Origin of the sequence: Caballeronia sp. SL2Y3, assembly GCF_022879575.1 — a bacterium.
Lineage (GTDB): Bacteria > Pseudomonadota > Gammaproteobacteria > Burkholderiales > Burkholderiaceae > Caballeronia.
In genome coordinates, this window is record NZ_CP084263.1 from 634,440 (window position 1) to 650,024 (window position 15,585).

The window sequence follows — 15,585 nt, forward strand, 5'->3', positions numbered from 1 at the left end:
ACCCGTTCGAGTAACCGATGAAGCAAGATACAGCCGCAGCGAGAGAAGCCATCCCCCATGTCGCTATTCCCGACAGCCAGCTCGCGCGTGAGGCAGCCGAACTCATCCGCGACACGGAAAGCGAACTGTTGTTCAACCACTCGACGCGGGTCTACCTGTGGGGGGCGCTGCTGGGCGAACGAAACGGCATCGAGTACGACCCCGAGTTACTCTACGTCGCGGCCATGTTTCACGATATCGGTCTGACGGCGGCGTATGGCAAAAGCGAATTGCGTTTCGAAGTGGACGGCGCCAACGCCGCACGCGATTTTTTACGCAGCCACCACGTGGACGAGGCGGACGTGGCGAAGGTGTGGACCGCGGTGGCGCTTCATACGACGCCGGGCATTCCCGAACACATGCATGGCGAGATTGCGCTGGTGCAAGCCGGAGCGGGGATGGACGTAGCGGGGCGCGGCTTCGATGCGTTCCCGGAAGCGCAGCGCGCGGCGGTGGTCGCGGCTTATCCGCGCGGCGCCGACTTCGCCGCCAGAATGATCGATGCCTTCTACGACGGCATGAAGCATCGCCCGGGCACCACGTTCGGCACGTTCAACGACGATTTCCTGGCGCACAAGGATCCGAGCTTCGAACGCGTGAACCTGTGCAGCATCATTCTCAATTCGAAGTGGGGCTGACGTCGTCGACATGGAAAGCGATTCACCAGGGAAGCGTTTGCCCGCGGTAATTGTAGTAACGCAAGCCCGGCTTGCCCGAGAACGCTTCGATCTGGTTCACGATTCCCGGAATGCTTTCCTCGACGCCGAGCGTCGCATCGGCCCCGCCCATCTCGGTTCGCACCCACCCCGGATCGACCAGCGCAAGAGACCATGAAGCGTCCGCGTGACGCGCAGCGAATGAGCGCATGAGCGTGTTCAGAGCTGCCTTGCTGGCTCGATAGACTTCCCATCCACCGCTTTCGTTGAGTGCCACGCTGCCGAGGCTCGACGACATGATAGCGATCGTACCGCTTGCCTTCACCTTTTCACATAGCCGTTCGACGATGCGAATGGGACTCAACGCGTTCGTCAGCATGAGGCGCGTGAAGTCCTCGGTCGACACCTCGCTGGCTCGATCTTCAGGCCCGAGCGCGACACCCGCATTGACATAGAGAACGTCGAACTCGTGCTCAGCGAAACGGGCCGCGAGGCTATCGATATCCTCGGTCCTCGTGACGTCCATCTGCTCGATGCGCAAACGCTGTCCGAATTCTTGCGCGTGGCGATGAAGCGGCGTCTTGTCACCACGCACGGTGGCGACTACGTTCCACCCTCGCGCGAGCCACTCCTCAGCTAGCGCCAAACCTAATCCACGCGATGCGCCTACGATCAAGACTGTATTCGTGTCCGTCATGTGACACCTCCGATCATTGAGACATTATTCAATGGCAAAGTTCCTTCGAGTGAGTTGCAAGCGACGGGTCGCGTGCTCTCTCAACCCTCTGTGTGAGAGTTTGCGGGAAGTGCTGCATCGGGGGTAGTCGATTAGAGGTAATTGCACATATGCCAAAGGGTAATGAGTGGCGCTGCCTCATCACGGAACCGGCGCGTGCATCGAATGCGAGCGCGATCGGCCCCTTACTTGGAGACCCGAATGAACAAGAGGCCGTCGAAGATTATCAGGAGTCCAGACGACAGAAGCGGCTGTCCAGGAGATCGATCACGCGCCATACCGAGCAAGGCCTTCGCACGTGCCCGTCGAAACCGGCCTGCTTCAACGTCGAGACAGAATCCAATGGGTAGACGTTGCTCATCGCAAGGATCAGCAGTCTGGCCGTCTGGTCGTCCTTGCGCAGTCTGCGCACGAACGCATAACGCGAATCCGCATCCAGCCGTGTATCCAGCAGGAGCGCATGGGGGCGCCAACTCGCGATCTGGCGCTGTAGCGTGGCGATGTTCGTGGCGTAAAGGACCTGGTACTTCTTGAGCGTCAGGAGCAAGGCGAGCGATGCACCAATGGCTTCATCGCGATGGCCGATGAGAACACGGCAATTGGCTGTTGTCCCCTTGGCTTCAACGTTCGTCGTCCAAAACGCGCACTCCTGTTCGTCGTCCAACGGTACGCGACGTGTCATAGCGCCTCCTGGCTGGCCCGTTTGCTGCAACCGCAGTTGCGATTCGTGCCCCAGTTTCCGTGCTGGCACCACACGTTAGAATCTGGCTAAGCAACAGTTGTATTCCCCGTTTCACGTCAATACAAGCAGTTTCGAGACGATCGCGGTGTAAGCGCCACGGAACGGCAACGCGACGCGACGAGACTGGCATGCCTTTCCGAACGGCGCTCGGTCTCCGTCCGATCGGTCGTTCAGGGCATCCCTTCCGTAATGCTTTAAGCGAGGCCGATCCCCGGCGGCTGCCCTACAATAGCTGTGCCGTCTCGCTGGTCCTAGAATAGGTAGTTCAGTACACAATTCGGCATTGGTCGTGGATAACCCAGCCGCGCATTAGACGAGGAGAGGCGCAGTGTCAAAGCCAAAGTCGACGCTCCAGCGAGCGACGGGTTCCCCCACTGCGGTCAAGAGCGGCTTGCGGTTTCCTGTGGTGGGTATCGGCGCGTCGGCCGGCGGCCTCGAAGCCTTGCAGACGTTCTTCGAGAATGCGCCAAGCAGTATGGACATGGCGTTCGTCGTCGTGGTGCATCTGGCGGCAGAATATGCGAGTCACGTCGACGATATTCTCCAGCGCACCACCGGCATGCCGGTACGGCAGGTGACTTCCACGCTGCCGCTCGAAAAAAACCATGTGTACGTGATCGCGCCCGGCAAGCGGCTGGAGATGTCGGATGGCTGCCTGAGAGCCACCGACCGCGATGCATCCGAGAGCCCGCCGTTCACCATCGACCATTTCTTCCGCACGCTCGCAGACGCACACGAGCAGCATGCGATCGGAATCGTGCTCTCCGGCGCGGGATCGGATGGCGCGGCGGGTCTCATCCGCATCAAGGAAGCGGGCGGGATCACGCTAGCGCAGACGCCCAGCGATGCCGAGTACGCGGAGATGCCGCAGCACGCCATTGCGACGAGTCACGTCGACATCGTGCTGCCCGCGCCCGAAATGCCGCAACGGTTGATCGAACTATCGGCGAACGCCCAGCGCATTCAGTTGGAGAGTCACGAAGTCGCAGAGCCGGCGAACGACCGCACGCGTCGGCTGGCCAACGACCCGGAGCGCGCGCTGTCCGACATACTGATGCACCTGCGCGTGCGCACGGGGCATGACTTCCGGCTGTACAAGCGCGCCACCGTGCTGCGGCGTATCGAACGGCGCATGCAGGTCAACGGACAGCGCGATCTGATGGGTTATCGCGACTTCCTGCGCGCGACGCCCGACGAAGCGAACGCCTTGCTCGGCGACATGCTGATCGGCGTGACGCAGTTTTTCCGCGACCGCGGCGCGTTCGACTATCTCGAACGCGAGGTCATTTCTACGCTTTTCACCGAAGAGCCGGGCGAGGGCCAGGTGCGCGTCTGGGTGGCCGGCTGCGCCTCCGGCGAGGAAGCCTATTCCATCTCGCTGCAACTGGCGCAGGCGCGCGACGCGGCGGCCTCGGCCCGATCGATTCAGGTGTTCGCCACCGACATCGACGAAGCGGCGATCTCGCGTGCGCGCGCCGGCTCGTATCCGCTCACGATCGCGAACGACGTGCCGCCCGCACTATTGCAGCGGTATTTCGTGCGCCAGTCCGCACACTACGTCATCGCCAAGTCGGTGCGCGAGCGCATCCTGTTCGCCTCGCACAGCCTGCTGCGCGATCCGCCGTTCTCGCACCTCGATCTGATCTCCTGCCGCAACGTGCTGATCTACCTCGAACGCGCGGTGCAGCGGCAGATTCTCGAACTGTTCCACTTTGCGCTGCGGCCGAACGGCTACCTGTTCCTCGGCACCGCCGAATCAGCCGATGCCGCCGACGACCTGTTCGTCGTCGTGGACAAGAAATGGCGCATCTACCGGGCGCGCACGGTCGCGCATCGCGCGAAGCCTCCGGTCGGGTTTCCGCCGCTGTCCCAGCACGAAACCGGCAGCGCCGACGAACGAAGCGTGCCTACCGCGCCGCGGCGGGCACCGGCCAGTCCCGCGCAGCGCAGCTTTTCGTTCACGGAGTTGCATCAGCGCGCGCTGGAAACGTATGCGTCCCCGAGCGTCATCATCGACCGGGACTCGAACGTGGTGCATCTGTCGGACAATGCGGGTCGTTTCCTGCGCCATCCGGGCGGCGAGCTGTCGAGCAACATCATGTCGCTGGTGCTGCCGGACTTGCGTCTGGAACTTCGCACCGCGATTTTCCGTGCGCTGCAAACCGGCACGAGCGTCGAGGCGCGCCGCGTGAAGTGGGTGCACGAGCCGCGCGCCTCGTGGATCAACATGACGGTGCGGCCGTTCCACGACAAGGTCGCGAATGCCGGATTCCTGCTTATCGTGTTCGATGAAGTGTCGGCTCGCATGACCGACGAGGAACACGCCGAAGCGGCGGGTCAGGACCCCGTGCTCGCGCAGCTCGAACAGGAACTGCAGCAGAGCCGCGAGCAACTGGCGACGATCATCGAGCAGTACGAAACGTCGGTCGAGGAACTGAGGGCGTCGAACGAAGAACTGCAGGCGATCAACGAAGAATTGCGCTCGACCAGCGAAGAACTCGAAAGCAGCAAGGAAGAACTCCAGTCGGTCAACGAAGAACTCACCACCGCGAACGCGGAATTGCAGGCACGCATCGAAGACACCGCGAAGGCCAACGACGACTTGCACAACATCATCGAGTCGAGCGAGATTGCGACGGTGTTCGTCGACAAGGAGATTCGCATCAAGCGCTTCACGCCGAACGCGACGGCGATCTTCAATCTCATCGACAGCGACATTGGCCGGTCGCTCTTTCACATCACGCATTCGCTGCGCTACCCGACACTCGCCGACGACGTGCGGCAGTCGTTCCAGTCGTTGCGGCTGACCGAGCGCGAGATTCAGAGCGAGTCGGGCCGCTGGTATCTGATGCGCCTGTTGCCGTATCGCACGGCCGACGATCATATCGATGGCGCGGTGATCACGCTCATCGACATCACGGACCGGCACCGCGCCGAAGAGGCGGCGCGCGCGAACGAGCAGAGGCTGCGTCTCGTCGCGCAGTCCACCAAGGACTACGCGATCATCATTCACGACCGCGACGGCTTGATCGTGAGCTGGAACGCGGGCGCGGAAAGAATCTTCGGGTACGCGGAAGACGAAGTGATCGGCCGGGACATCGACCTGATCTATGAGACGAACGACCGGATGGCGTTCGTGCCCGCGCACGAGCGGGAAACCGCACTGCGGGAAGGCCGCGCCGACGACGAGCGCTGGCATCGCACGAAGGACGGCCGGCGCATCTATTGCAGCGGCGTGGTCACGCCGATCTCAGATGCCTCGTTCAGCGGCTTTGGGAAGATCGTTCGCGATCTGACCGAGCGCAAGCAGCGGGAGGACGCGAGCCGCGAGGCGTTGGAGCAGGAGCAGCGGGCGCGCGAGCAGGCGCTGAGCGCCAATCAGGTGAAGGACGAGTTCATCGCGGTGCTGTCGCATGAACTGAAGCATCCGCTCAATCTGATAGGCGTGAAGTCTGAGATGCTGCCGCGCTTGCCGGAGGTCCGGCACATCGACGCCGTGCGCGAAGCGGCCGTTTCCATCAAGCAGGCGGTGCGCAGCCAGGCGCAGATCATCGACGATCTGCTCGACTGGTCGCGCATTCAGACGGGCAAGCTCACGCTCGAAGTGCAGCGGGTGGACCTGTCCGCGATCCTGCGCAGCATTGCGGATGCCTGCGAGGAAGACGCCGGTGCGCGCGGCATCGCGCTCGAAACGCATCTTGCGGAAGGACCGGCGATCGCGCTCGCCGATCCGGTCCGGTGCGAGCAGATCATCTGGAACCTCGTGTCGAACGCGCTGAAGTTCACCCATGCAGGCGGCCATGTGAAGCTGAATCTGTCGCATGAAGGCCGGATGTTGCGCATCGACGTCGCCGACGACGGGCAGGGGATCGACGCGTCGATGGTCGAGTATGTATTCGACATGTTCCGGCAGGGACCGCGCGACCGCGTTCGCGGCGGTCTGGGCATCGGTCTCGCGCTCGTCAAGCAACTGGTCGAGAAGCATGGCGGCAGGGTCGCGGCGGCATCGGAAGGCCACGGCATGGGCACGACGATGTCGGTATGGCTCCCGGCGGCGGACACCACGCCGCCGGTCAGCGCCATCACGCGAGACAATGCGAGTATCGTCGGGCTGCGCATCCTGCTGGTCGACGACGACGAAGATACCGGCGCATCGCTGACTACGCTGCTCGAACTCGAAGGCGCGGTGGTCGAAGCCGCGACGGACGCAGACACGGCATTGCAGATTCTCGGGGAGAAGCCGATCGACGCAGTCGTGTCGGACATCGACCTGCCTGGCATGAACGGTTACGAGCTGGTGCGCCGGATCCGCGCGAATCCGGGATGGATTGCGCTGCGCTGCGTTGCGCTCAGTGGACACGACCGGCATGAGGACATCCAGGCCGCGCACGAAGCGGGCTACGACGTGCATCTGGCGAAACCGCTGGATTTCTCGCAATTGATGGATGGGTTGGGCGTGTTGACGCGCGATCAGGGAAGCCAGGCTACCGGCTAGGCATCAGCGCGTCGCCTGGACATGCAGCGATCTTCGGCGTGAGTGTGAGGGGGCGCGTGGCAGCATTGAATCGTAGGACACCGGACCGACGTCGCGACGGGTACGAACAAGGGCTGGCGCAAATAATGCGGCCTACATGAGTTGGAGGCCCTATGGATCATCGAGATATTGTTGTCATTGCGGCATCTCGCGGCGGACTTCCGGTCCTCAAGATGCTCGTGGCACAGTTGCCTGCGGACCTGGACGCCACGCTTTGCATCGTGCTGCACATCGGCAGACATCCGAGCGTCCTGCCGGAGCTGCTCTCCCACTGGGGCCCTCATACGGCGACGCATCCGAAGCACAAAGAAGTGCTACAGCGTGGCAGGATTTACGTGGCGCCACCCGACCGTCACATGGTCTTACGCGACGGCATGCTGTGCCTGCTCGACACCGCGACAGAGAACTTCGCACGGCCCGCCGCCGATCCGCTGTTCAGATCGGCAGCCGTCGAATACGGAAGCCGCGTGGTGGGCGTCGTGCTCAGTGGCGACCTGGACGACGGCGCCGCGGGCCTCGCCTCCGTTCGAGCGCGGGGCGGTTACGGCGTGGTTCAGCATCCGGATGACTGCGAGGCCCCGTCGATGCCGCGCAGCGCGATAGCGGCCGGAGGCGCGGATGTCATCGCGAAGCTGGACGACCTCCCGGCGGTCCTTCTTGCGGCCGTCAAGGGGGCAAAGCGGCGGAAGGAGCATTCCATGACTAATCGGCCCGACCTCGACCGCGAGGCACAGATTGCTGAGAGCGGGCTCGTCGAACCGCAGGTGCTCGATGAGATCGGACAGCGTTCGGCGCTCACCTGTCCCAGCTGCAACGGCGCCCTTTGGCGGCGGAACGACGACCGGCCGCTACGCTACCGATGCCATACCGGCCATGCATACTCCGTGCTGTCGCTGGAAGAAGCCACCGCGCAAACCGCCGATAACGCGATCTGGAGCGCGCTGCGCGCAGTGCACGAGCGCCTCATTTTCGCGCGCGAGCGGCAGCAGTGGGCAGAGCGCGCGGGCAGTGACGCGGACGTGGCGGTGGAACAGGCGCGCATCGACGAGAACGAGAAATTGGCGGAACTTTTGCGCGCCGCAGCCGGCGTTCGGGAGCCTTAATGGGCTATAGCGAGCCGCGAACACGACCGTCGTATCATCGATGCACTTGGGCCTGGCGCTGACTCGTGCGCATCATTTTCTTGCTGCGCTCCTGAGATGCGTCAATCTACCGCCATCGGCTGCTGCATAGCGCGCGACTACACGGTTCGCCACGCCATACAGAGGGTGCGCCATGAAACTCGGCAAGTGGATCACGGTTGCGCTCATGCTGTTGATGACGGCATGTGCAAGCCTTCCGCCGCAGGCCGCACGCGAGCCAACACACGCCTTGACCGACACCGCGAGCACGCGGCTCGGCAGCGCCTTCGCGGCGAGCGAGGCCGCGCATCCCGGTGACAACGCGTTCCACCTGCTGTCGGACGGCATGGACGCGCTCATCGCACGCGTGATCCTGAGCGAGACCGCCGATCGCACGCTCGATCTCCAGTACTACATCTGGCACGCGGACCTCACGGGCCGCGAGATGGCCGCGTCCATCCTGCGCGCGGCCGATCGCGGCGTGCGCGTGCGTCTTCTCCTCGACGATCTCGGCACGAACGCCGACGATCAGTTTCTGCTTGCGCTCGCATCGCATCCGAACGTGCAGGTGCGTCTCTTCAATCCCGTGGCGAATCGCACGTTCAAGAGACTCGGCTCGGCAGCGGAGTTCTTTCGCGTGAATCGCCGCATGCATAACAAGGCGCTCATCGCGGACAATCAGGCGGCGATTCTCGGCGGACGCAATATCGGCGACGAGTACTTCGGCGCATCGAGCACGGTCGCGTTCGGCGATCTCGATGTGCTCGTGCATGGTCCCGTCGTGCGCGAAGTGTCGAGTGCGTTCGATCTGTACTGGAATTCGGATGCGGCCTATCCGATCGAAAATCTCATGCGACGTCATGCCGACGCCGACACGCTAGCGGCCTATCGCGAGAAGCTCGATGCTTATCTTTTGTCGGAAGAGCATTCGCCTTATGTGGCGAACGTGCGCGAGCGTCTCGCGACTGTCATTCAACAGCGCGACACCTCGTTCTCATGGGGCAAGGCGACGCTGCTCTACGACGATCCCGCGAAGATCACGCGCGCGCCCGGCGATGCCGAAGGCCATCTGATCTCGCAGTTCAAGGCTCTGAAGCTGCATCCCGAGAAGGACATGCTGATCGTGTCGCCTTATTTCGTGCCGCGCGAAGAGGGCGTGCGCTGGCTTCGGTCGATGACGTCGCGGGGCGTGCGCGTGACCGTCCTCACCAATTCCCTCGCGGCCACGGATGTCGCGGCGGTGCACGCCGGGTATCGACGCTATCGCAAGGAGATGCTCGAAGCGGGCGTGCGGTTGTATGAGCTGAAGCCGGTCGCATCGACCGACAAGCACGAAAGTACGAAGAAATCGACATTCGGTTCGTCGAAGGCGTCGCTGCATGCGAAGACCTATGTGTTCGACCGCACGCGCATCTTTATCGGTTCCATGAACCTCGACCCGCGCTCCATCGAGCTGAATACGGAGATCGGCGTCTATTGCGAAAGCGCGGCGGCGGCCGAACAGGTGGCGGACGGTATCGGCACGAATATCGATCGCATCGCGTGGCGTGTCGAGCTACAGGACGACGGCAACGGTGGCACGCAGATGGTATGGATCGACAAGGACGCCGACGGCAAAACGACGCTGCTCGACAGCGAGCCGGGCGTGTCGGCGCTCAAGCGCGCGGGCGTCTGGATGCTCGGTATTCTGCCGATAGAATCGCAACTGTGATTCACCGCGAACGACGTCCCGCGCGATGCAACGTTGCGCGCATGACATGCGGATGGTATCTATGCAATGTGGCATGTTCGCGAGAGGCATCGGATGAGTGCGTTCGGCTGGCTATTTGAGCGTATCGAGCGTCTCGGCCGCTCGCGTAGCGATGCCAATTCCACCGAGGACATTCGCGAGGCGCTCGATCGCATCGCAGGAATCGCGCCGCAAGTGCGCCTCGCGAATCGCTATGAGTCGCGGCTCGGGCCGCTCGTTCGCGGGGCGCTCCGTTATGCGCGCGAGCTCGTCGACGCGCTTCCCCCGCCGCGCGATGCGACGCCTTCCGCCTGGGCCGACGACGCCTATCTGCGCGCGATGTTCGCGACCTCGGAAGACATCACGAGCGTCATCGGGCAGTCGCACGATCTGCGCACCTGGTTCGACGCGCATTACGCGGCGGAGCACGCCTATGCCGTGCTGAGTAGTCGCCTGGTCGAGCGGCACGTGCTCGGCGTGGCCGATGAGGCCGGCGTGGTGCGCTCGGACGTGCCGCGCGTCGCCGTGAGCTTCGACGACAAGCGCATGCGCATTTGCGACGAGACCGAAGCGGCGCTGAGGGATGACATCGTGCTGCGGGTCATCGAGCAACTGGCTCTGGAAGCCACGTCGCGCATCTCGGCGCACGAGGCGCAACGCGAGGCGTTGAAGGAGACGCGCGCACTGCTCGCCGCGCGAATGCAGATGCTCGGACGGCGTGGCGCGGGCATGTCGGGCATGAGCGGCGCGTCGCCTGCATACGGGAATGCATCGACGGACCTCACGCGACTGGGGCGCGAGATCGCCGAAAACGAGGCCGCGCTCGCATCGCTCGGTTCGCGCGCGGAAGGCGTGGAACAGCAGCTTGGCGCGCTCGCGGACGTGCTCGGCGATCCTGCCGCGCTCATACGCGTGGATCGCAAGACGCTGCGCCTGAACCGCATGAACCTCGTCGTCGAAGCGCGCAGCGATGAGCGAGCCGCTGAACTCACGCTCCATCTCGCGCATTTGCCGGTGCAGCCTCCCGAGATCCGCGCGGTGCAGCTAGTGCGCGTCGCGCGGCGAGACATGCCGGCTGCGGACGGCGCGCTCGACGATGCGGCGCGGTGGCTGATCTAAATGCGCCTCGGAACGCGCCGCGACTGAGCCTGCAATCAATAAGGCCACGTCCATTCGGTGATCTCGTCCGGATCCGTGCCATGCGTATGCGCGTAATCCAGGTGGCGAATGACCGCGTTCTTCATGTCCTCTCTCAAATGCGCAGTGCTTCCGCGCAGGCGAGGCACGCGGTCGATCACGTCGATCACGAGATTGAAGCGGTCCACCTGATTGAGTATCGCGAGTTCCAGCGGCGTATTGATGTTGCCCTTCTCCTTGTAGCCGCGCACATGCAGATTCTCGTGATTGCGGAACTTGTACGCCAGCTTGTGGATGAGCCACGGGTAGCCGTGAAAGTTGAAGATCACGGGCTTGTCCAGCGTGAACAGGCTTTCGAAGTTCCGCACGCTCGATCCGTGCGGATGTTCGGTATTGGGCTGCATCTTGAAGAGATCGACCACATTCACGAAGCGCAACTTCAGTTCCGGCAGATATTCACGCAGGATGGCCGTGGCTGCGAGCGCTTCCTGCGTCGCGACGTCGCCGCACGACGCCATGACGACATCGGGCTCTTCGTTTTCGTCGTTGCTCGCGCGCCGCCAGACGCCCATGCCCTTCGCGCAATGCACGATGGCTTCGTCGATCGTCATGAACTGCAAGTGCTTCTGCTTGTCCGCGACGATCACATTGATGCAATCGGTCGATCGCAGGCACTGATCGGCCACGACGAGAAGCGTATTGGCATCGGGCGGCAGATAGACGCGCGTGACGGACGGACTCTTGTTCGTCACGAGGTCGATGAACCCCGGGTCCTGATGCGAGAAGCCGTTGTGATCTTGGCGCCAGACCGTGGATGACAGCAGGATGGTCTCCGACGAAACGGACGCTCGCCACGGCACATGGTTCTTGCAGATGTCGAGCCATTTCGCGTGCTGATTGAACATCGAATCCACGACATGCGCGAAAGCCTCATACGTATGGAAGAAGCCGTGACGTCCGGTCAGCAGGTAGCCTTCGAGCCAGCCGAGCAAGGTGTGCTCCGAAAGCATCTCCATGACGCGGCCGTCGCGCGAGAGTTCGCCGCCGTCTTCGTCCTCGGGAAGCATGTCGGCCATCCAGACCTTCTTGCTTGCCTGATAAACCGCTTGTAGCCGGTTGGAGGCCGTTTCATCGGGACCGAACACGCGGAACGTGTCCATGTTGGCGCGCATTATGTCGCGCAGAAATTCCCCCAGCGGGCGGGTGTTTTCATGCTGGACGGTCCCCGCCTGGCCCACATCGACCGCATAGTCGCGGAAGTCGGGGAGCTTGAGCTGCTTGCGCAGCACGCCGCCGTTTGCATGAGGATTCGCGCTCATGCGCCGCGTTCCAACCGGCGCAAGCGCGCGGATTTCTTCGCGCAGCCGGCCGTTCGCGTCGAAGAGTGTTTCCGGCTCGTAGCTCTGCATCCAGCGTTCGAGCACCGCGAGATTCGCGGGGTTCGTATGCACGTCCGAGAACGGCACCTGATGCGAACGCCACGAGCCCTCGACCTTGTGACCGTTGATCTCCTTCGGTCCGGTCCAGCCCTTAGGCGTGCGCAGCACGATCATCGGCCAACGCGGGCGTTCCACGCCCTTGCCTGCGCGACTGTTCTCCCATATCGCGCGAATGTCGGCGGTGACGCGATCGAGTGTCTCGGCCATCTTCCGGTGCATCTGCGCGTGGTCCGATCCTTCGACGAAATACGGCGTGTAGCCGTAGCCGACGAAGAGCGCCTCCAGTTCCTGATGGCTGATGCGCGCGAGGATCGTCGGGTTCGCGATCTTGTAGCCGTTGAGATTGAGGATGGGCAGCACCGCGCCGTCGCGTGCGGGATTGATGAACTTGTTCGAATGCCATGCGGTCGCGAGCGGTCCGGTCTCCGCTTCGCCATCGCCCACGACGCACGCGACGATGAGCCCGGGATTGTCCAGCACCGCGCCGTACGCATGCGACAGGCTATAACCCAGTTCGCCGCCTTCATGGATGGACCCCGGCGTTTCCGGCGTCACGTGCGAGCCGATATGGCCGGGAAACGAGAACTGCTTGAAGAACTTCTGCAAGCCTTCGATATCCTCGCTCTTGTCGGGATAGACCTCCGAGTAGGTGCCTTCGAGATAAGCGGGGCCGAGCACGCCGGGCGCGCCGTGTCCGGGACCGGCCATGAAAACGACATCGAGGTCGTCGCGCTTGATCACGCGGTTCAGATGCGCCCAGACGAACGAAAGCGCAGGGCTCGCGCCCCAGTGTCCGAGCAGCCGGTGCTTGACGTGCTCCGCTTTGAGCGGCTCGCGCAGCAGCGGGTTATCCGCGAGAAAGATCATGCCCGCCGATAAGTAATTGCACGCGCGCCACCATGCATCGATGAGCCGTAGTTCGTCGTCTTCTATCGTACTTCCTTCAGACGGATGGGCGCTGGAACGATCGTTCATCGACGTCTCCTTTAATGAGGGCGCATGGGAACGCACGTCGTGCGTTGTCACGGGGCGTCGCGCTGCGCGAGATTCGCTAAGTCGGTAGGTGCGCTTTGTTGTGCTCGTTCTTGTGCGCCTTATCGATTCGATATCATGCGATGCCGCGCTGTTCAAGATTCGAGGCGCGCGATCTCCACGATGTTTGATCTGACTGCGCAAAGAGCGCAATCAGTACTTGATGTCTCTTGCAGCCTGACGCCCATGTTGCTTCGTCTCGCGCTTGTCCTGCCGGCATTGCACGTTCGATTGCTGGTTCGCGGCGCGGCAGTCCTGTTTGGTATGCCGGGCGCTCTGGCGCGTCTCCTGGCGCACATCGCGCCCGGCGCGGCGTTGCTGCGCCTGCTGCGTCGGCAAAGCGCTGTCAGACCACGACAAGGCGAGCATGGCGGTTGCGATCGCAATGAACCTGAGTGAGCACGGGGGCATGATGGGGACTCCGAAGTAACGACCTACGGCGCTGGCGTTGCGTAAGCGATTCAATAAGCACGCCGAGTTCCGATGTTATCCGCTTTACAGGCAACCGAAACGACACAAAGGCGCGTCGCCCGACGAGTGAACGTCATCGCGAAGCCATTCATCCGATGCCGTGCTAGTGCATCGCGCCCGCGAGCGCTTCGGCTTCGAGGCCGACGATCAGATCGACTTCGCCGTTCGAGAGTCTTTGTGTCTCCGGGACGCCGGCGGTAGTCAGCGCCGCGTTGTCCATTCGCGATGCATCGTTCAGCAGGACGCGCAGGCGTGTCGCTGCGAGCGGCTGTAGCTTGACGATGTTCGCGCCGCCGCCCAGCGCCTCGCGAATCTTGTCTGCGCGCGCCGCATAGGCCGAATCGTTTGACGTGGACGCAGAAGCCGGTGGTGGCGCAGCACCCGCCGGCTGCGCAGCGCCTGCACCGGCTTTTGCGCCCGCCGCCGGCAGATCGGCCTCGGTGCCCGCGCGCTTCAGATAGTCCTGCATGTCCGTTTTCATGTTCTCCGAGAGCGGCCCGAAGATCGCCTGCACGCCGTTGCCGACGCGCACGACGCCTGCCGCGCCCAACGCCTTGAGCCTTGCATCGTCGACGAGCGCGGGATCGTTCACCGAAATGCGCAGCCGCGTGATACATGCATCGAGACTCTTGATGTTGGAACGCCCGCCGAACGCTAGCACGAGATCGCGAGAGCGTCCGCCGATCTCGGCCGTGCTGCCTGCGGCTGCTTCGACGGTATCGTCCTCGCGTCCCGGCGTCTTCAGATCGAAGCGCGTGATGACGACGCGGAACACGGCGTAATAGATCACCGCATAGATCGGCCCGAGAATGAAGACGTACCATGCGTGGGTCGCCTTGTTGCCGATCAGGTTGAACATCACGAAGTCGATCGCGCCCTGAGAGAACGTAAAGCCCATGTGCATGTCGAGCGTATTGGCGACGAACTGCGCCGATGCCGCGAGATACGCGTGGATGAAGTACAGCACCGGCGCGACGAACAGAAACGCGAACTCGATCGGCTCCGTGATGCCCGTGAGGAACGAGGTCAGTGCGGCGGACACCATCATGCCGCCGACCGCCACTTTCTTTTCCGGCTTCGCGCAATGCCAGATTGCGATGGCGGCCGCAGGCAGGCCGAACATCTTGAAGAAGTACGCACCGGCGAGAATGCCAGCGGTGTGGTCGCCCGCGAAGAAGCGCGTGATGTCGCCGTGCACGACCTTGCCTGTCGTGGGATCGAGATAGCTGCCCGCTTCGAAGAAGAACGGCACGTTCCAGATGTGATGCAGGCCGAAGGGAATCAACAGCCGTTCGACGAAACCATAGATGGTCGCGGCGGTTCGCGGATCGGACACCGCCGCCCAGTGCGAGAACGCCTTGATCGCGCTGCCGATAGGCGGCCAGATGACCGAGAGAATCGCGCCGAGCACGATCGAACCGATTGCCGTGACGATCGGCACGAAGCGCTTGCCCGCGAAGAAGCCGAGATACGGCGGCAGCGTGATGCGGTAGTAGCGATTGAACATCCACGCCGCGAGGCCGCCCGCGAGAATGCCGCCGAACACGCCGGTCTGGATCGACGGAATGCCCATGATCGTGTCGGGCTTCACGCCTTGGAACGTCGCGATGACGCCGAGCGTCGCCGTCATCACGAGAAAGCCGATGGTCGCGGCGATGCCCGACACGCCGTCGTTCTCAGTGAAGCCGAGCGCGACCCCGATGGCGAAAATCAACGGCAAGTTGCTGAAGATCACGTCGCCCGAGTTCTTCATGAGCGCGAGCACGATGCCGGGGATATAGCCGTGAAAGTCGGTCGAGCCGAGGCCGAGCAGCAACCCCGCGACTGGCAGCACCGCGACCGGCAGCATCAACGATTTGCCGACTTTCTGCACCACGCCGAAAGCGTTCTTGAACATGCTGTCTCTCCGCTTGTTCCGGTTACCGCGCTTTTGCCCGCGTTTGCCCGCG

The 15,585-nt window shown here is 63.0% G+C and carries 10 protein-coding genes; 6 read left to right on the forward strand and 4 right to left on the reverse strand.

Annotated elements, in window-relative coordinates; all coding sequences use genetic code 11:
• Nucleotides 1–17: 17 nt before the first annotated feature.
• On the forward strand, nucleotides 18–677 hold the full coding sequence (locus LDZ26_RS25270; RefSeq protein WP_244851454.1) for an HD domain-containing protein: 660 nt from the start codon (nucleotides 18–20) through the stop codon (nucleotides 675–677).
• Between the two features lie 22 nt (nucleotides 678–699).
• Here LDZ26_RS25270 and LDZ26_RS25275 read toward each other — a convergent pair whose 3' ends face one another.
• Entirely contained in the window at nucleotides 700–1,392 is a 693-nt protein-coding gene (locus LDZ26_RS25275) for an SDR family NAD(P)-dependent oxidoreductase (RefSeq protein ID WP_244851455.1), read from the reverse strand.
• Between the two features lie 265 nt (nucleotides 1,393–1,657).
• Nucleotides 1,658–2,113 (reverse strand): histidine kinase, encoded by a 456-nt coding sequence (locus tag LDZ26_RS25280; RefSeq protein ID WP_244851456.1) that lies wholly within the window; start codon nucleotides 2,111–2,113, stop codon nucleotides 1,658–1,660.
• 388 nt (nucleotides 2,114–2,501) lie between these two features.
• Between LDZ26_RS25280 and LDZ26_RS25285 the strand changes: the two genes are divergently transcribed.
• From LDZ26_RS25285 to LDZ26_RS25300, 4 genes are all read left to right on the forward strand, one after another.
• Nucleotides 2,502–6,668: a CheR family methyltransferase gene (locus LDZ26_RS25285; protein ID WP_244851457.1), complete on the forward strand. Its 4,167-nt coding sequence runs from the start codon at nucleotides 2,502–2,504 to the stop codon at nucleotides 6,666–6,668.
• Nucleotides 6,669–6,820: 152 nt separating this feature from the next.
• A complete protein-coding gene (locus LDZ26_RS25290) occupies nucleotides 6,821–7,810 on the forward strand; it encodes a chemotaxis protein CheB (protein ID WP_244851458.1) in 990 nt (329 codons plus the stop codon).
• 172 nt (nucleotides 7,811–7,982) lie between these two features.
• Nucleotides 7,983–9,539, forward strand: coding sequence for a phospholipase D family protein (locus LDZ26_RS25295; protein ID WP_244851459.1), 1,557 nt, complete (start codon nucleotides 7,983–7,985; stop codon nucleotides 9,537–9,539).
• 93 nt (nucleotides 9,540–9,632) lie between these two features.
• A complete protein-coding gene (locus LDZ26_RS25300; RefSeq protein WP_244851460.1) occupies nucleotides 9,633–10,676 on the forward strand; it encodes a hypothetical protein in 1,044 nt (347 codons plus the stop codon).
• Between the two features lie 35 nt (nucleotides 10,677–10,711).
• On the opposite strand, the gene LDZ26_RS25305 is transcribed toward LDZ26_RS25300, so the two are convergent.
• A complete protein-coding gene (locus tag LDZ26_RS25305) occupies nucleotides 10,712–13,108 on the reverse strand; it encodes a phosphoketolase (RefSeq protein ID WP_244851461.1) in 2,397 nt (798 codons plus the stop codon).
• Between the two features lie 180 nt (nucleotides 13,109–13,288).
• Here LDZ26_RS25305 and LDZ26_RS25730 point away from each other — a divergent pair, with 180 nt between their 5' ends.
• Nucleotides 13,289–13,564 carry a hypothetical protein gene (locus LDZ26_RS25730; protein ID WP_370650770.1) on the forward strand — a complete coding sequence of 92 codons (276 nt, stop codon included), beginning with the start codon at nucleotides 13,289–13,291 and terminating at the stop codon, nucleotides 13,562–13,564.
• 175 nt (nucleotides 13,565–13,739) lie between these two features.
• On the opposite strand, the gene ptsG is transcribed toward LDZ26_RS25730, so the two are convergent.
• Entirely contained in the window at nucleotides 13,740–15,533 is a 1,794-nt protein-coding gene (gene ptsG / locus LDZ26_RS25315; RefSeq protein WP_244851462.1) for a PTS glucose transporter subunit IIBC, read from the reverse strand.
• Nucleotides 15,534–15,585: the final 52 nt, after the last annotated feature.